This window comes from Pseudooceanicola aestuarii, assembly GCF_010614805.1.
Taxonomy (GTDB): Bacteria; Pseudomonadota; Alphaproteobacteria; order Rhodobacterales; family Rhodobacteraceae; genus Pseudooceanicola; species Pseudooceanicola aestuarii.
The window spans coordinates 757,605-772,181 of the sequence record NZ_JAAFZC010000001.1; the positions used below are offsets into that span (position 1 = coordinate 757,605).

General features: G+C 67.5%; 20 protein-coding genes. 17 read left to right on the forward strand and 3 right to left on the reverse strand.

Features of this window, described 5'->3' with window-relative positions:
* Positions 1–41: 41 nt before the first annotated feature.
* The 11 genes from G5A46_RS03510 to G5A46_RS03560 all read left to right on the forward strand — a co-directional run bounded on the left by G5A46_RS03510 (position 42) and on the right by G5A46_RS03560 (position 6,931).
* Positions 42–596 carry a GNAT family N-acetyltransferase gene (locus G5A46_RS03510; RefSeq protein ID WP_163847360.1) on the forward strand — a complete coding sequence of 185 codons (555 nt, stop codon included), beginning with the start codon at positions 42–44 and terminating at the stop codon, positions 594–596.
* The gene (locus G5A46_RS03515) at positions 593–1,159 is read left to right on the forward strand and encodes a GNAT family N-acetyltransferase (RefSeq protein ID WP_163847361.1); all 567 of its coding nucleotides are present in this window, start codon (positions 593–595) and stop codon (positions 1,157–1,159) included. Before G5A46_RS03510 ends, G5A46_RS03515 begins: the two co-directional genes overlap by 4 nt.
* Positions 1,156–1,752: a GNAT family N-acetyltransferase gene (locus tag G5A46_RS03520; RefSeq protein ID WP_163847362.1), complete on the forward strand. Its 597-nt coding sequence runs from the start codon at positions 1,156–1,158 to the stop codon at positions 1,750–1,752. The genes G5A46_RS03515 and G5A46_RS03520 overlap by 4 nt, the downstream gene beginning before the upstream one ends.
* Entirely contained in the window at positions 1,749–2,045 is a 297-nt protein-coding gene (locus G5A46_RS03525) for a chorismate mutase (RefSeq protein WP_163847363.1), read from the forward strand. The genes G5A46_RS03520 and G5A46_RS03525 overlap by 4 nt, the downstream gene beginning before the upstream one ends.
* 42 nt (positions 2,046–2,087) lie before the next feature.
* Positions 2,088–2,471: a 30S ribosomal protein S16 gene (gene rpsP / locus G5A46_RS03530; protein ID WP_163847365.1), complete on the forward strand. Its 384-nt coding sequence runs from the start codon at positions 2,088–2,090 to the stop codon at positions 2,469–2,471.
* Between the two features lie 302 nt (positions 2,472–2,773).
* Positions 2,774–3,283 carry a ribosome maturation factor RimM gene (gene rimM / locus G5A46_RS03535; protein ID WP_163847367.1) on the forward strand — a complete coding sequence of 170 codons (510 nt, stop codon included), beginning with the start codon at positions 2,774–2,776 and terminating at the stop codon, positions 3,281–3,283.
* 2 nt (positions 3,284–3,285) lie between these two features.
* The gene (locus G5A46_RS03540; RefSeq protein WP_163847368.1) at positions 3,286–4,086 is read left to right on the forward strand and encodes a sulfotransferase; all 801 of its coding nucleotides are present in this window, start codon (positions 3,286–3,288) and stop codon (positions 4,084–4,086) included.
* A gap of 10 nt (positions 4,087–4,096) precedes the next feature.
* On the forward strand, positions 4,097–4,900 hold the full coding sequence (gene trmD / locus G5A46_RS03545) for a tRNA (guanosine(37)-N1)-methyltransferase TrmD (RefSeq protein ID WP_163847370.1): 804 nt from the start codon (positions 4,097–4,099) through the stop codon (positions 4,898–4,900).
* 376 nt (positions 4,901–5,276) lie between these two features.
* Positions 5,277–5,681, forward strand: coding sequence for a 50S ribosomal protein L19 (gene rplS, locus G5A46_RS03550; RefSeq protein ID WP_163847372.1), 405 nt, complete (start codon positions 5,277–5,279; stop codon positions 5,679–5,681).
* Positions 5,678–5,899 (forward strand): 50S ribosomal protein L31, encoded by a 222-nt coding sequence (gene rpmE / locus G5A46_RS03555; RefSeq protein ID WP_163847374.1) that lies wholly within the window; start codon positions 5,678–5,680, stop codon positions 5,897–5,899. The genes rplS and rpmE overlap by 4 nt, the downstream gene beginning before the upstream one ends.
* A gap of 225 nt (positions 5,900–6,124) precedes the next feature.
* Positions 6,125–6,931 (forward strand): division plane positioning ATPase MipZ, encoded by an 807-nt coding sequence (locus G5A46_RS03560; RefSeq protein WP_163847376.1) that lies wholly within the window; start codon positions 6,125–6,127, stop codon positions 6,929–6,931.
* On the opposite strand, the gene G5A46_RS03565 is transcribed toward G5A46_RS03560, so the two are convergent.
* Positions 6,928–7,377 carry a MarR family winged helix-turn-helix transcriptional regulator gene (locus G5A46_RS03565; protein WP_163847377.1) on the reverse strand — a complete coding sequence of 150 codons (450 nt, stop codon included), beginning with the start codon at positions 7,375–7,377 and terminating at the stop codon, positions 6,928–6,930. The genes G5A46_RS03560 and G5A46_RS03565 overlap by 4 nt on opposite strands.
* A gap of 121 nt (positions 7,378–7,498) precedes the next feature.
* Between G5A46_RS03565 and G5A46_RS03570 the strand changes: the two genes are divergently transcribed.
* The 4 genes from G5A46_RS03570 to G5A46_RS03585 are packed head-to-tail and all read left to right on the forward strand — an operon-like array spanning position 7,499 to position 11,281.
* Complete coding sequence (locus tag G5A46_RS03570; RefSeq protein WP_163847378.1) at positions 7,499–9,634, forward strand: malate synthase G; 2,136 nt, start codon at positions 7,499–7,501, stop codon at positions 9,632–9,634.
* Positions 9,635–9,637: 3 nt separating this feature from the next.
* Entirely contained in the window at positions 9,638–10,255 is a 618-nt protein-coding gene (nthA, locus tag G5A46_RS03575) for a nitrile hydratase subunit alpha (RefSeq protein ID WP_420821345.1), read from the forward strand.
* A complete protein-coding gene (nthB, locus tag G5A46_RS03580; RefSeq protein ID WP_163847379.1) occupies positions 10,252–10,914 on the forward strand; it encodes a nitrile hydratase subunit beta in 663 nt (220 codons plus the stop codon). Before nthA ends, nthB begins: the two co-directional genes overlap by 4 nt.
* Complete coding sequence (locus tag G5A46_RS03585; protein ID WP_239520603.1) at positions 10,901–11,281, forward strand: nitrile hydratase accessory protein; 381 nt, start codon at positions 10,901–10,903, stop codon at positions 11,279–11,281. The genes nthB and G5A46_RS03585 overlap by 14 nt, the downstream gene beginning before the upstream one ends.
* 24 nt (positions 11,282–11,305) lie before the next feature.
* Here G5A46_RS03585 and G5A46_RS03590 read toward each other — a convergent pair whose 3' ends face one another.
* Positions 11,306–11,542, reverse strand: coding sequence for an Lrp/AsnC ligand binding domain-containing protein (locus G5A46_RS03590; protein ID WP_163847381.1), 237 nt, complete (start codon positions 11,540–11,542; stop codon positions 11,306–11,308).
* A 142-nt stretch (positions 11,543–11,684) separates the two neighbouring features.
* Here G5A46_RS03590 and aroQ point away from each other — a divergent pair, with 142 nt between their 5' ends.
* Both aroQ and G5A46_RS03600 read left to right on the forward strand, forming a co-directional pair.
* Positions 11,685–12,119: a type II 3-dehydroquinate dehydratase gene (gene aroQ, locus G5A46_RS03595; RefSeq protein ID WP_163847382.1), complete on the forward strand. Its 435-nt coding sequence runs from the start codon at positions 11,685–11,687 to the stop codon at positions 12,117–12,119.
* 2 nt (positions 12,120–12,121) lie between these two features.
* A complete protein-coding gene (locus G5A46_RS03600; protein WP_163847384.1) occupies positions 12,122–12,883 on the forward strand; it encodes an HpcH/HpaI aldolase family protein in 762 nt (253 codons plus the stop codon).
* A gap of 156 nt (positions 12,884–13,039) precedes the next feature.
* On the opposite strand, the gene G5A46_RS03605 is transcribed toward G5A46_RS03600, so the two are convergent.
* Positions 13,040–14,572: a tripartite tricarboxylate transporter permease gene (locus G5A46_RS03605; protein WP_163847386.1), complete on the reverse strand. Its 1,533-nt coding sequence runs from the start codon at positions 14,570–14,572 to the stop codon at positions 13,040–13,042.
* Positions 14,573–14,577 lie beyond the last annotated feature (5 nt).

The window sequence follows — 14,577 nt, forward strand, 5'->3', positions numbered from 1 at the left end:
GCGGATACCCGGCCCCTGGGCCCGTGGCAGGCGGTGTGCGCATGATCGCGCCCGATCCGCTGTATCCTGTTCTGGAAACGGAACGGCTGCGCCTGCTGTGTCCGGCCGCACCCGATTTCGACGCCATGGCGGCCTACCTGGCGCCGGGCACCCGCGACTTTGTCGACCTGCCGCCCGACCCGGAATCCGCCTGGTGGTCCGTGGCGACCACCATCGGCCATTGGCATCTGCGCGGCTACGGACATTTCGCCGTGGTCGACCGTCGCAGCGGGGAGCATTTCGGACTGGTCGGCCCCTGGTTCCCGCATGGCTGGCCCGAGCCGGAACTGTCCTGGCAATTGCTGGACGGGGCCGAGGGGCGCGGCATCGCGACCGAGGCGGCGCGCGCCGTTCTGGATTGGCTGTTCCTCGAAAAGGGCTGGTCCTCCTGCATTTCGATGATCGCGCCGGGCAATGCGCGGTCGCTGGCGCTGGTCGAACGGCTGGGCGCCCGGTCTGAGGGGATGTTTCACCACCGGTTGACCGGAGAACTGCGGATCTGGCGCCACGTCGCCCGCACCGCCACCGGCCGCAAGTTGATGGAGGGGTTCGCATGACCGCAACCGCCGCAACCGCTTCCGCACCTGTCACCACCGTGACCATCCCCACCGTGACCACCCCACGCCTTACCCTGCGCGCACCCGGTCCGCAGGATGTCGCTGCCGTGGCGGCGTTCTACGCCTCCGACCGCTCAGCCTTTGTCGGCGGGCCGAAGGATGCCGACGGCGCCTGGCGCCAGCTGGGCACCGAGATCGGACATTGGACCCTGCGCGGCTATGGCCGCTGGATGGTCGAGGTGACGGACACCGGCGAAACCGCCGGCATGGTCGGGCTGTGGAACCCCGTCGGCTGGCCGGAACCCGAAGTCGGGTGGGATCTGTTCGACGGCCACACCGGCCGGGGCTACGCGACAGAGGCCGCGATCGCCGCCCGCGACTACGCCTTTGCCACCGTGGGCCTGCCGACGCTGATCAGCCTGGTCGCGCCGGGCAATGACGCCTCTGCCGCCGTGGCCGCCCGCATGGGCGCCGCAATGGACGGCGAGATCACGCATCCGACGCTGGGCCATCTGCACATCTGGCGCCACCCGGCACCCGGGTCAGGGGAGGCCGCGCAATGACTGCCCTGGCTCCGCCCGCCCTTGAGCTGCCGATTCCCGTGATCAAGACGGAGCGCCTGATCCTGCGCGCGCCCCGCGCCGGCGATTACGACGCGGTCGGCGACTTCATGCGCGATCCCGATCGGACCCGCCACCTGGGCGGCCCCGCCACCGAGGAATTCGACATCTGGCGCGCCTATCTTTCCGTGGTCGGCCACTGGATGTGGCGCGGCTATGGCCTTTGGACCGTGGCGGACAAGACAACCGACAAGGCCCTGGGCCGGGTCGGCATGATCCACCACGTCATGTGGCCGGAGGCCGAACTGGGCTGGCACGTCTTCACCGGCGCGGAGGGGCGCGGCATCGCCCACGAGGCGGCGCTGGCCGCGCGTCTTCATGCGGCCGAACATTTCGGACTGCCGCGCCTGATCTCGCAGATCCACCCTGACAACACCCGCTCCCGCGCCCTGGCCGAACGGATGGGCGCGGTGGTGGAACGCGAAACCACGCTGCTGGGCGATCCCTGTCTGATCTACCGCCACCCCGATCCGCGCGACACCGCGGACGGCCCCGCAGACACCCGCCCCGACGCCCGGAGAGGAGAGACAGAATGACAGACGATACCGCCCGCGCCGCAGAGTTGCTGAAAGGTCACCGTGCCAGCATCGACCGGCTGGACGCCATTCTGGTCTACACGCTGGGCGAACGGTTCCAGCACACGCAGGCCGTCGGCAAACTGAAGGCGGAACATGACCTGCCCGCCTCCGACCCTGCGCGGGAGGCGACGCAGATAGCGCGCCTCGAAGAACTTGCGACCCAGGCCGATCTGGACCCTGAGTTCGCCAAGAAATTCCTGAATTTCATCATCCAGGAAGTCATACGGCACCACCGCCAACACCAATCGTAAGACCGGCCCGCCGGTCCCACCGCCATTCAAAGGAGAATCCCAATGGCCATGAAAATCCGGCTCGCCCGTGGCGGGTCCAAGAAACGCCCCTTCTACCGCATCGTCGCCACCGATTCGCGGATGCCCCGCGATGGCCGCTTCATCGAGAAGCTGGGCACCTACAACCCGCTGCTGCCCAAGGACAGCGAAGAGCGGGTGAAAATGGACGTGGAGCGGATCCAGTACTGGATCTCCCAGGGTGCCCAGCCGACCGACCGCGTGTCCCGCTTCCTTGAAGCCGCCGGCGTCGTCGACAAGAAAGAGCGCAACAACCCCAAGAAGGCGAAGCCGGGCAAAGCCGCCCAGGATCGCGCCGACGCCCGCGCCGAGAAGGCCAAGGCCGCCGCGGAAGCCTCGGCAGCCGGCGAAGAAGCCGCGGCGGAGTAATCCCGCCCTCCTGCACGTTTGCGAAGGCCCGGCCCCCCGCCGGGCCTTCTGCATTTCACGACCAAACCCCTTTCCCGCCGCGCCCCCGCCATGACCGGACCACCTTTGGCGGGGAAACATGCCACGAACCGCCCAGATACCCGGACCCATGATCTTTCGACCGATCCGAACCCTCATCCTCTTGACCTTCTGCTTCGCAGCCGGTGTGGTCTATGAAAAACAGAAACAAGCGGAGCGGTGCGCCAAACAGGCCGATCTGTTGGCCGATATCGTCTGCTCCGATGGCGGAAGCGGCTGAGACAATGAAAGAAACGGAACTGATCTGCGTAGGTGCCCTGGCGGGATCCTACGGTGTGCAAGGCGAAGTGCGGCTGAAAAGCTTCTGTGCCGATCCCACGGCGATTGCCGATTACAACCCGCTCTGCGCCGAAGACGGCAGCGGCAGCTACATCGTCACCCTGACCCGCCCGATCAAGAACGGGCTGGCGGCGCGCGTCACCACCATCTCCACCAAGGAAGAGGCCGACGCCGCCAAGGGGCTGCGCCTGTTCGCCCCCCGCGACCGGCTGCCCACCCTGCCCGACGACGAATTCTACCACGCCGACCTGATCGGCCTGTCGGTGCATGACACCGGCGGCACCTTGCTGGGTCGGGTCAAGGCGGTGCTGGACCACGGCGCCGGCGACATCCTGGAAATCCAGCAACCCGGCGGCAGCGCCACGGTGCTGTTGCCCTTCACCCGTGAGGCGGTGCCGACGGTCGATCTGGACGGCGCCCGCATCGTCGCCGACCCGCCCGAAGGCCTGTTCTGACAATGGCCCCGCGTCTGATCGTCCATGCGGGGTTTCACAAGACGGGCACGTCCTCGGTCCAGCAGATGCTGCGCGCCAACCGCCGCCCGCTGTCGCGGGCGCTGCGGGTACTGCTGAAATCCGACATGGCCGAGTTGGTCGCGGCGACCCGCGCCTACGCCGCCCGCCCGCAGGATCTGGAACGCGCGCTGGTTCAATACGAGGCCGCGCGCCTGTTCGGCACGCTTGCCGGCGACGATCCACGCACCATCCTGCTGTCGTCCGAGGATCTTTCCGGGCATATTCCCGGCCGCCAGAACCGGCTGGGCTACCCCGCCGCGCCGATGCTGATGCGCAGTCTGCTGGAGGCCGCGACCGCCGCATGGGGCACCGTACCGGAAACGGTGGTCTACTTCTCCACCCGCGCGCCTGACGCATGGATGCGCAGTTGCCACGCCCAGCATGTCCGCGCCACCCGGATGACGCAATCGCTGGCGGATTACACCGCCTGGCAACGCCCCGCCGCCGATTTGCTGGATTGCGTCGACGCGGTGGCGGAGGCGCTGTCCGATACCTCCGCGCGCATCCTTTCCGCCCCGCTGGAGGCGACGGCCGAAAGTCCGCTGGGCCCGCTGGACCCGCTGCTGGACATCGCCGAGATCGGCCCCCGCCTGCGCGCCCGCCTGTCCCCCCTGCCGCCGCACAACACCGCGATGCCGGCCGAGGTCCTGGACCGGCTGATGGCCCTCAACCGATCCGATCTGCCCCGCGACGAGATGCGCAGCCGCAAGGAGGCATTGATCGCGCAGGTGCGAAAGGGCTAAGGCCTCTCGGATGACACAGATGAAATCCCATGGCCGCAAAAGCATCGCGGCATCGCTGAAACCGCGCGACCTGATGACCGAGGGCGAGCGCCTCGCCGGGGTCTGGACCGCGCAGGTGATCACATTGGTCCCGCAGGCCTTCCCCGGCATCCTGGGCGAAAGCCTGACGGGCCGCGCGTTGCGGGACGGGCTGTGGCAGCTCTCCACCATCGACCTGCGTGACCATGGCGTGGGCAAGCATCGGAACGTCGATGACACACCGGCCGGCGGTGGTGCGGGAATGGTGCTGCGCGCCGATGTCATGGCCTCCGCCATCGACACGGCGCTGGCGGCCAGCCGGGGCAATGCGCCGCTGCTGTACCTGTCGCCGCGCGGGGCGCCCTTTACCCAGACGATGGCCCGCGACCTGGCCCGCGCCGATGGCGTGACCATGATCTGCGGCCGGTTCGAGGGGCTGGACGAACGCGTGCTGCACCATTACCCGGTGCGCGAAGTCTCCCTGGGGGATTTCGTCCTGACCGGCGGCGACATCGCGGCGCAGGCGATGATCGACGCCACCGTGCGGCTGCTGCCCGGCGTGCTGGGCAATGCCGCCTCGACGGAGGAGGAGAGTTTCTCCGACGGCTTGCTGGAACATCCGCAATTCACCCGTCCCGCCGAATGGCAAGGTCGCGCGATCCCGGATGTTCTGATGTCCGGCCACCATGGCGACATCGCCCGTTGGCGCCGTGACCGCGCGATCGAGATCACCCGCCAGCGCCGGCCGGACCTGTATGCCGCCTGGAAGGCCCGAACCCCGGAGGGATCCGACTGATCCTTCGCACGGCGACACCGGGCATGACGGAGAAGGCGGGGATGAAGGATACCCCCGCGCTGGACGGGGCCGCGCAACGCGCCTTGCGGGGGCCGCGCTGCCAAACGCCGTACCGGTGCATGCGCCCGGCGCAAACCCCTTGATTCCCTGACCCCGCCCGCCTATACCCCGCCCGTCCGGGGCCGGAATCGGCCAACCGGACCGTCGTCCTGTTGCCGCACCCGCGTTCTTCCGCAGGCGCAAGGCTTTGGAACGGCGACACACAAGGAAACACGACCGTATCTCCGGCGGGCCGCAACGGCGGAACCGCGATGAAGACCGGAGCTCTGGGGCGGGCAACACTTCGCGGGCAAAACCGCGGGCAAAGGAGAATGCGATGAATCTGATCGCTCAGCTGGAGGCGGAACAGATCGCCTCCCTCGGGAAGACCATTCCCGATTTCAAACCGGGTGACACGGTGCGTGTCGGTTTCAAGGTGACCGAAGGCACCCGGACCCGTGTCCAGAATTTCGAAGGCGTCTGCATCAGCCGCAAGAACGGCGACGGCATTGCCGGCTCCTTCACCGTGCGCAAGATCTCCTTCGGTGAGGGTGTGGAGCGGGTGTTCCCGCTGTTCTCCACCAACATCGACAGCATCGAGGTCGTGCGCCGTGGCCGCGTTCGCCGCGCCAAGCTGTATTACCTGCGCGCGCGCCGCGGCAAGTCCGCCCGGATCGCGGAAGACACCAACTACAAGCCGAAAACCGACGGCAAGAAGCCGGTTCAAGGATCCGCAACATGAAAAAAGATACCCATCCCGATTACCACATCATCGACGTCAAGATGACCGACGGTACCGTGTTGCAGATGCGCTCCACCTGGGGTGCGGAGGGCGATCAGCTGTCGCTGGACATCGACCCCACCGTGCACCCGGCCTGGACCGGCGGGACGTCCCGCCTGCTGGACGCCGGCGGCCGCGTCTCCAAGTTCAAGAACAAGTACGCCGGCCTGGGCTTCTGATCCGAGCCACCCGGACGAAGACACAGAACGCCGCCCTCCTTGGGGCGGCGTTTCGCGTTTGTGGCCCCGGCGTCGGCCTTTCCGCTGCGGCACGCGGGTCCGCCGTGCAACGCTTTGCCCACAAAACCCCGGCCATGCGCGGTTCCTTGCTTCCCTTGCGCAGGCCCCAGATGTAGCGTCCGCCACAACAGCGTGACAGACGCGAGGGACAGAAGGGAACGGGGCGTGGCGCATATCATCGTAGTCGGCAACGAAAAAGGCGGCGCAGGCAAATCCACCGTGTCCATGCACGTGGCCACCGCCCTGGTACGGATGGGGCATCGCCTGTCGGCTCTGGACCTGGACCTGCGGCAGAAATCGCTGGGCCGCTACGTCGCCAATCGCCGCGCCTTCATGGAGCGTCAGGGCGTCGACCTGCCCAGCCCGGAATATCGCGAACTGCCCGAAGTTTCAGCCGATCAGCTGAAACCGGGCGAGAACATGTATGATCATCGCCTGTCCGCCGTCATCGCCGAGCTGGAGCCGCAATCGGATTTCATCCTGATCGACTGCCCCGGCTCCCACACCCGGCTCAGCCAGGTGGCGCATTCGCTGGCCGACACGCTGATCACGCCGCTGAACGACAGTTTCGTGGATTTCGACCTGCTGGCCACCACGGATTCCGACGGCAAGATTCTGGGCCCGTCGGTCTATTCCGAAATGGTCTGGAACGCGCGGCAATTGCGGGCGCAGGCCGGGCTGAAACCGATCGACTGGGTGGTGATGCGCAACCGGCTGGGCGCGCAGAACATGGTCAACAAGAAGAAGATGGAAGCCGCGGTCCAGAACCTGGCCAAGCGCATCGGCTTTCGCGCCGCCCCCGGCTTCAACGAACGCGTCATATTCCGAGAGCTGTTCCCCCGCGGCCTGACCTTGCTGGACCTGCGCGACATCGGCGTGATGCAGTTGAACATCTCCAACATCGCCGCCCGGCAGGAATTGCGCGACCTGTTGAAATCGCTGAACCTGCCTGGCGTCCGGGTCAAGTTCTAGGGCGCCTCCCGCCCCTCCAGCGCCGCCAGCTTGCCCAGCGCATCCATCAGGATACGGGCCTCGTCCTCGGTGAACCGGGCACGCAGGGCGCCGTCGTAATCCGCCGCCGTACGCCGCAGGTCGGTATAGACCTCCGTGCCCGCCTCCGTCAGGCGCAGAACCTCCTGCCTGCGATCACTGCGGGAGCGTTCGCGCGACAGGTAGGCGCGGTCTTCCAGCCGCTGCACCGCGCGGCTGACCTTGGTCTTGTGCATCCGGGTGCGGTGGCCGATCTCCGCCGCCGTCAACTGGCCAAAGAGGCCAAGGTGAAACAGGATGCGCCATTCCGCCCGCTGAATGCCATAGCGGCTGCGATAGATCGCCTGGAAATCCAGGCTGGCCGCTTCTGCCGCCTGGTTCAGGAGGTAAGGCAGAAAGTGCAACAGGTCGAAATCGTCATGGTCCATCGCCGCAGAATGCGGGGGCCGGGGCGCGGATGCAACCACGCGACCGCGCCGGGTGGCTTGCACTTTGCTGTTCCACACGGTCATTGTGGCGCCACCACCGACCAGCCAGAAGGAACCCCCAATGACCGCCACACTTGACCGCCACGGATTGACCGTCGCCGAACCGCTGGTCCGCCTGGTCGAGGATCGGATCCTGACCGGCATCAGCGCCGACGACTTCTGGTCCGGTTTCGCCAGCCTGCTGCGCGACCTGATGCCCGAGAACGCCCGCCTGTTGCAGCGCCGCGCCGATCTTCAGGCGCAGATCGACGCCTGGCACACGGCCCGCCGCGGTCAGGAGATCGACGGCGACGAATATCGCGCCTTCCTGAAGGAGATCGGTTATCTGGTGGACCCGCCAAAGCCGTTCCGGGTGGAGGTCACGCAGGTCGATCCCGAGATTGCCACCCTGGCCGGGCCCCAGCTGGTGGTGCCGGTGATGAACGCGCGGTTCGCCCTGAACGCGGCGAATGCGCGGTGGGGGTCACTGTATGATGCGCTGTATGGCACGGACGCCATCCCCGGCACGCCCGCGCCTGGCGGCTATGATCCCGCGCGCGGCGCCAAGGTGATCGAACGCGCCCGCGCCCATCTGGACGCGGTGGCGCCCCTGGCCGGTGGCGGCTGGGCCGATGTCACGGGGATGCGGGTTCGCGACGGCATGGTCTTCATGGCCACGGCGCAGGGTGAAACCGGCCTCTCCGATCCCACGCAGTTCGCGGGCTTCACCGATGACGGCGACATCTTCCTGCGGGCCAACGGTCTGCTGATCCGCATTGTGGTCGACCGCGCCTCGACCATCGGGGCGGACGATCCGGCGGGCATTGCCGATGTGGTGCTGGAAAGCGCGCTGACCGCCATTCAGGATTGCGAGGATTCCGTCGCCGCCGTCGATGCCGCCGACAAATGCGAGGTCTATGCCAATTGGCTGGGCCTGATGACCGGCGATCTGGCGGAGACGTTTGAAAAGGGTGGCCGCAGCATGACCCGGCGCCTGAACGGCGATGTGACCTACCGCGCGCCCGACGGCAGCGCCGCCACGCATCCCGGCCGGGCGGTGCTGCTGGTGCGCAATGTCGGCCACCTGATGACCACCGATGCGGTCACGCTGGACGGGCAGGAGATCCCGGAGGGCATGCTGGACGCGCTGATCACCGTGGCCTGCGCCATGCATGATCTGAAGAAGGCCGACGGCCCGCGCAATTCCCGCGCCGGATCGGTCTATGTGGTCAAGCCCAAGATGCACGGTCCCGAAGAGGTCGCCTTTGCCGATACTCTATACGGGCGGGTTGAACAGATCCTGGGTCTGCCCGCCAACACCGTGAAACTGGGCGTGATGGACGAGGAACGACGCACCTCCGTCAACCTGCTGGCCTGTATCGCAGCGGTCAGGAACCGCTGCGTCTTCATCAATACCGGGTTCCTGGATCGCACCGGGGATGAGATCCATACTTCCATGCAGGCCGGGCCGGTCATCCCAAAGGCGGAGATGCAGGGCACCCCCTGGTTGCGCGCCTACGAAGACGGCAATGTCGACGCCGGGCTGGCCGCCGGGCTTCAGGGCCAGGCGCAGATCGGCAAGGGCATGTGGGCCAAGCCCGACGCCATGGCGGAAATGCTGGAGGTCAAGATCGGCCACCCCCGCGCGGGTGCCAACACGGCCTGGGTGCCATCCCCCACCGCCGCCACATTGCACGCCACCCATTACCATCAGGTTAACGTCCATGCGGTTCAGGACGAGATGAAATCGCGCGAACATGCCGCGCAATCCGCGCTTCTGACCCCGCCGATCATGCATGGCCGCAACCTGAGCGAAGAGGACATCCAGCGGGAGCTGGACAACGCCTGCCAATCGATCCTGGGCTACGTGGTCCGCTGGGTCGACCAGGGAATCGGCTGCTCCAAGGTGCCGGACATCAACGATGTCGGCCTGATGGAGGATCGCGCCACACTGCGGATTTCCTCGCAATACCTCGCGAACTGGATGCTGCACGGCATCTGTACCGGCGACCAGGTGGACGCCGCGCTGCGCCGCATGGCACCCAAGGTGGACGCCCAGAATGCCGGCGATCCGGCCTATCGCCCGATGGCACCAAAGTTCGACGGCGTCGCCTTTCACGCAGCGCGCGATCTGATCTTCGGCGGGGTTGACCAGCCGTCGGGCTATACGGAACCGTTGCTTCATGCCGCCAGGCGCCGCGCCAAGGCGGAGGGCTGAGCCTTGCCGCATGATCACGATCCCGGCGATCACAGCCACCTGGACGACATGACCGCCCGCGTCATGGCGCTGGAAACCGTGCTGACGGAAAAGGGCCTGCTGGACCCCGCCGCCATCGACGCCATCGTCGAGACCTACGAGACCCGCGTCGGCCCCCGCAACGGCGCCCAGGTGGTGGCCCGCGCCTGGACGGATCCCGATTTCGCCAACTGGCTGCGCCGGGATGCGACGGCGGCGATTGCCGCGATGGGCTTCACGGGACGGCAGGGCGAACACATGGTCGCGGTGTTCAACGGGCCGCGCGATCACAACATGGTCGTCTGCACCCTGTGCTCCTGCTACCCGTGGAGCGTTCTGGGCCTGCCACCCGTCTGGTACAAATCCGCGCCCTACCGCGCCCGCGCGGTGAAGGACCCGCGCGGGGTGCTGACGGAATTCGGCGTCACCCTGCCCGAGGGCGCGCAGGTCCATGTCTGGGACAGCACGGCGGAGGTCCGCTATCTGGTGATCCCCGCCCGCCCCGAGGGCACCGAAGATCTGGACGAAGCGGCGCTGGCCGATCTGGTCACCCGCGACAGCATGATCGGGACCGGGCTGGCCCTGGCCCCGGGGGCTGCATGAACGGCCCGCAGGATCTGGGCGGGCGCGACGGCTTCGGCCCCATCGCGCCAGAGCGGGACGAACCGCTGTTTCATGCCCCCTGGGAGCGGCGCGCCCTGGGCGTGACCCTCGCCGCCGGCGCACATGGCGCCTGGAGCATCGACGAATCCCGCCATGCCCGCGAGAATCGTGACCCGGCGCAATATCACAGCCTCAGCTATTATGCCCTGTGGCTGCACGCGCTGGAGGATCTTCTGAAGACCCACGGCATGGTCACCCAGGCAGAGCTGGATCGCGGTCATGCCGACGCGCCCGCCCCTCTGGCCGACCGCACGTTGCGCCCCGACCAGGTGGCGCCGATGCTGGCGCGCGGCGGCCCGGCGGATCGCGATCCCGGCGACAGCCGCCCGGCCTTTGACGTCGGCGACACGGTGCGCACCCGCAATCTGCAACCGCGCGGTCATATCCGCCTGCCCGCATATGCACGTGAGAAATCCGGCCGGATCGACGCGGTGCGCGGCTATCATGTCTTTCCCGATGCCAGCGCGCGGGGCGATCTTGATGTGGCGCATTGGCTATATACCGTGGCCTTTGATGCGCAGATCCTGTTCGGCACCGAGGCCCGCGCCGGCGACACGATCCGCATCGACGCATGGGAGCCCTATCTTGACCGCCTCTGACCACCCCATCGACACCCCCGGCCTGCCACGCGACGCGGGCGGCGAACCGGTGTTCTTCGAACCCTGGCAGGCGCGCGCCTTCGCAGTGACGGTGGCCCTGCACCAGGCGGGCACGTTCAGCTGGACGGACTGGGCGGCGACGCTGTCGGCCCAGCTGTCCCGCCATCCCGCGAAGGGCGCCTGCCCGGAGGACCACGCCCGCGCCTATTTCCACGCCTGGCTCGCCGCCACCGAAGAGCTGCTGACCGCCCGCGCCGTCACAGATCCGGCCCGCATCTCCGAAGCCGCCGCCACCTGGCAACGCGCGGCAGCGGCGACGCCGCACGGCAGGCCGATCGAATATGCCGCCGGCCTGCCCGCGGGCTGAATGGCAAGCTGAATGGCGGGCGGCTCAGAACGCCTTGAAGGTCAGGGTGGTCAAGGTCCGCTCGATCCCGTCGATCTTCAGGAGGTTCTCGTTGATGTAGAGGCCGATATCCTCCGTCTCGGGGACATACATCTTCAGCAGCAGGTCATATTCGCCGCTGGTGGAATACAGCTCTGAATGGATCTCCCGCAGGACGATCTGCGCGGCCACGTCATAGCCCGTGCCGGGCTTGCACCGGATCTGAACGAATACACATTTCATGGCTCGCCTCCTGCTGTCGCGCGCCGCCTGCCGGGCGCCCCGCACCAGAGGTAGCGGCCTTCGCCCCGAAGGCCAAGCCAAAGCTGGACTTGCCGTGCCATCGCAGGACGTTACAGTCACCACGCGGCAGAACGGGGGCACCATGAAACCGATCCATATCCTGAACGGACCGAACCTGAACCTGCTGGGCAAGCGCCAGCCCGAGATCTACGGGCACGACACGCTGGACGATGTGGCGACCCTGTGCCGCCAGGCCGCGGGCGGGGTGGAGATCGTGCAGCGCCAGTCCAACCACGAAGGCCAGTTGATCGACTGGATTCACGAGGCCCGGCAGGACGCTTCGGGCATCGTGATCAACGCCGCCGCCTATACCCATACCTCCGTCGCCATCCTGGACGCGCTGAACACGTTCGAGGGGCCGGTGATGGAGGTCCATATCAGCCAGGTCCACCGAAGGGAGGCCTTCCGCCACCATTCCTTTGTCGCGCAGCGCGCCGACGGGGTGATCGCCGGGCTGGGAATCGAAGGCTACGCCGCCGCCGTGCGCCGTATCTGTCAGCTGAACCGGAAGGATTGAGAATGGACATGCCGAAGAACGCCTTCAAGGCCGCGCTGGCGGCAGGGCAGCGCCAGGTCGGGATGTGGTGCACCCTGCCCGATCCCGGCGTGGTCGAATTGCTGGCGGGCTGCGGCTATGACTGGCTGCTGCTGGACACCGAACACGCGCCCAACGACGCGGCCGGCACCCAGCCGCTCATGCAGGCCGCCGCGCCCTACCCGGTGTCGACCATTGTCCGCGTCGGCTGGAACGACCCGGTGGAGATCAAGCGGGTGCTGGATTGCGGCGCCCAGACGATCATGGTCCCCTATGTGCAGAATGCGCAGGAGGCCCGCGCCGCCGTCGCCGCCGCGCATTACCCGCCCAACGGCAGCCGGGGCGTGGCCGGGGCCACCCGCGCCAGCCGCTACGGTGCCGTGACCGATTACATCGCCCGCGCCGCACAGGAAACCTGCGTCCTGGTCCAGGTCGAAAGCGTGGAGGCCACGGCCCGGATCGAGGAGATCGCCAAGGTGCCCGGTGTCGACGGTATCTTTGTCGGCCCGGCTGACCTCTCGGCCTCCATGGGGTTGACCGGCCAGACCGGCCACCCGAAGGTTCAGGAGGCCGTTCTTGACGCCCTGCGCCGCATCACCGCCGCCGGAAAACCGGCCGGCATCCTGTCCCTGGACCGTGACTTCATGTCCCGCGCCCTGGACGCCGGAGCCCTTTTCGCCGCCATCGACCTGGACGCCGCCCTCCTGCGACGCGCCGCCGTTGCCCGGCGGGGGGAGGTCGGGTGAGGTGAGGGCCCAGGCCCCGCCCCGCGCGCGCCAACTCTGACGCCAACGCGGTGCCGCGCCCTGTAACCTGGCGCCCTGCACCCGGCGCCCCCCAAACCCGAACCGCCCCCGCAGCATCCTGCGGGGGCGGTCTGTTCTGCGATCAGGGGCGAAGGGTCAGTCGCGGGTCGCGCTTTCGGCGTCGCGGCGCATGCGGGCCTTGACGATGCGGCCGATGAACAGCGGCAGGACAAAGCCCACGATTGCCACCGTCCACAGGCCGATGGCCAGCGGGCTGCCGACCAGCGTCCAGTAATCCCCGTTGGAGATCGTGACGGCGCGGCGCAGGTTGTTCTCCATCGTGTTGCCCAGCAACGTGCCCAGGATGATCGGCACCAGCGGCACATCCAGCTTGCGCAGCACCCAGCCCGCGACGCCGAACCCGATCATCACCAGAAGGTCGAAGCTGGAGCCGGAGATACCGTAGATCCCGACGAAGCTGACCATCGCCACAACCGGCATCAGGATGCGCGGCGGGACCATCAGCACGCGGGTGAACAGGCCGACCATCGGGATGTTCATCGCCAACAGCATGAAGTTGGCGATGAACAGCGCCGCGATCAGGCCCCAGACCACATCCGGGTTGTTGGCGAACAGCAGCGGGCCGGGGGTGATGTTCAGTGACAGCAACACCGCCAGCAGCACCGCCGTCGTGCCCGACCCCGGCACTCCGAGGCTGAGCATGGGCACCAGCGCGCCCCCGGCGGCGGCGTTGTTGCCGGCCTCGGGCGCGGCGACCCCTCGGGGGTCACCGGTGCCGAAGGTGCCGTCCCGGTCCACCAGCTTCTTCTCCATGGAATAGGAGATGAAAGACCCAAGAGAAGCCCCCGCGCCCGGCAGCACCCCGGCCAGGAACCCCAGCCCCGAGGACCGCAGCATCGTCGGTGTACAGGCCTTCAGCATCGACCAGGATGGCGTCAGGCGCCCGACCTCGATCTTGCGGCCCTGGGCGTCGGCGCTGCCATGGCGATGTTCGAGAAAGATGAACACCTCCGACAGGGCGAAAAGTCCGACGATCGCCACCAGGAAGTCGATCCCGTCGTACAGGTGCACCTCTCCGAAGGTCAGGCGCGGCACGCCGGTCTGGGTGTCCACCCCGATCACCGCCAGCCCCAGCCCCAGCATCGCGGCAAAGGCCGATTTCGCCTGGTTGGTGGAGGACACGCCGCCCAGTGTGGCAAAAGCCAGCGCGAACAGCGCGAAATATTCCGCCGGGCCGAACAGCAGGGCGAATTTCACCAGCTGTGGCGCCAGGAAGATCAGCCCCCAGGTGGCCAGGAACGCCCCGACAAAGGACGCCACGCCCGACAGGGACAGCGCCTGCCCGGCCATGCCCTTCTGCGCCATGGGATAGCCGTCCAGGCAGGTCATCATCGCCGGTTCATCGCCGGGGATGTTCAACAGGATCGACGAGATCCGCCCCCCGTACATCGCCCCGTAGTAGACCGAGGTCAGCAGGATCAGCGAGGGCGTGGCGGCCAATCCCATGGTAAAGGCCAGCGGGATCAGGATCGCCACGCCGTTCGACGGGCCCAGTCCGGGCAGCGCGCCCATGATCGTGCCCAGGAAACAGCCCAGGATCGCCAGGCCCAGGTTCTGCCAGGTCAGCGCGATGGCAAAGCCATCGGCCAGAGATGACATCATGTCCATGAGAA

Excerpts from the sequence above, each read along its gene's own strand:
- G5A46_RS03605 (WP_163847386.1), bottom strand. The coding sequence starts at position 14,572 with ATGGACATGATGTCATCTCTGGCCGATGGCTTTGCCATCGCGCTGACC.
- rpsP (WP_163847365.1), top strand. The coding sequence starts at position 2,088 with ATGGCCATGAAAATCCGGCTCGCCCGTGGCGGGTCCAAGAAACGCCCC.
- trmD (WP_163847370.1), top strand. The coding sequence starts at position 4,097 with ATGACACAGATGAAATCCCATGGCCGCAAAAGCATCGCGGCATCGCTG.
- G5A46_RS03590 (WP_163847381.1), bottom strand. The coding sequence starts at position 11,542 with ATGAAATGTGTATTCGTTCAGATCCGGTGCAAGCCCGGCACGGGCTAT.
- rimM (WP_163847367.1), top strand. The coding sequence starts at position 2,774 with ATGAAAGAAACGGAACTGATCTGCGTAGGTGCCCTGGCGGGATCCTAC.
- G5A46_RS03570 (WP_163847378.1), top strand. The coding sequence starts at position 7,499 with ATGACCGCCACACTTGACCGCCACGGATTGACCGTCGCCGAACCGCTG.
- G5A46_RS03525 (WP_163847363.1), top strand. The coding sequence starts at position 1,749 with ATGACAGACGATACCGCCCGCGCCGCAGAGTTGCTGAAAGGTCACCGT.
- G5A46_RS03520 (WP_163847362.1), top strand. The coding sequence starts at position 1,156 with ATGACTGCCCTGGCTCCGCCCGCCCTTGAGCTGCCGATTCCCGTGATC.
- nthB (WP_163847379.1), top strand. The coding sequence starts at position 10,252 with ATGAACGGCCCGCAGGATCTGGGCGGGCGCGACGGCTTCGGCCCCATC.
- aroQ (WP_163847382.1), top strand. The coding sequence starts at position 11,685 with ATGAAACCGATCCATATCCTGAACGGACCGAACCTGAACCTGCTGGGC.
- rplS (WP_163847372.1), top strand. The coding sequence starts at position 5,277 with ATGAATCTGATCGCTCAGCTGGAGGCGGAACAGATCGCCTCCCTCGGG.
- G5A46_RS03565 (WP_163847377.1), bottom strand. The coding sequence starts at position 7,377 with ATGGACCATGACGATTTCGACCTGTTGCACTTTCTGCCTTACCTCCTG.
- G5A46_RS03600 (WP_163847384.1), top strand. The coding sequence starts at position 12,122 with ATGGACATGCCGAAGAACGCCTTCAAGGCCGCGCTGGCGGCAGGGCAG.
- G5A46_RS03515 (WP_163847361.1), top strand. The coding sequence starts at position 593 with ATGACCGCAACCGCCGCAACCGCTTCCGCACCTGTCACCACCGTGACC.
- G5A46_RS03540 (WP_163847368.1), top strand. The coding sequence starts at position 3,286 with ATGGCCCCGCGTCTGATCGTCCATGCGGGGTTTCACAAGACGGGCACG.
- G5A46_RS03510 (WP_163847360.1), top strand. The coding sequence starts at position 42 with ATGATCGCGCCCGATCCGCTGTATCCTGTTCTGGAAACGGAACGGCTG.
- rpmE (WP_163847374.1), top strand. The coding sequence starts at position 5,678 with ATGAAAAAAGATACCCATCCCGATTACCACATCATCGACGTCAAGATG.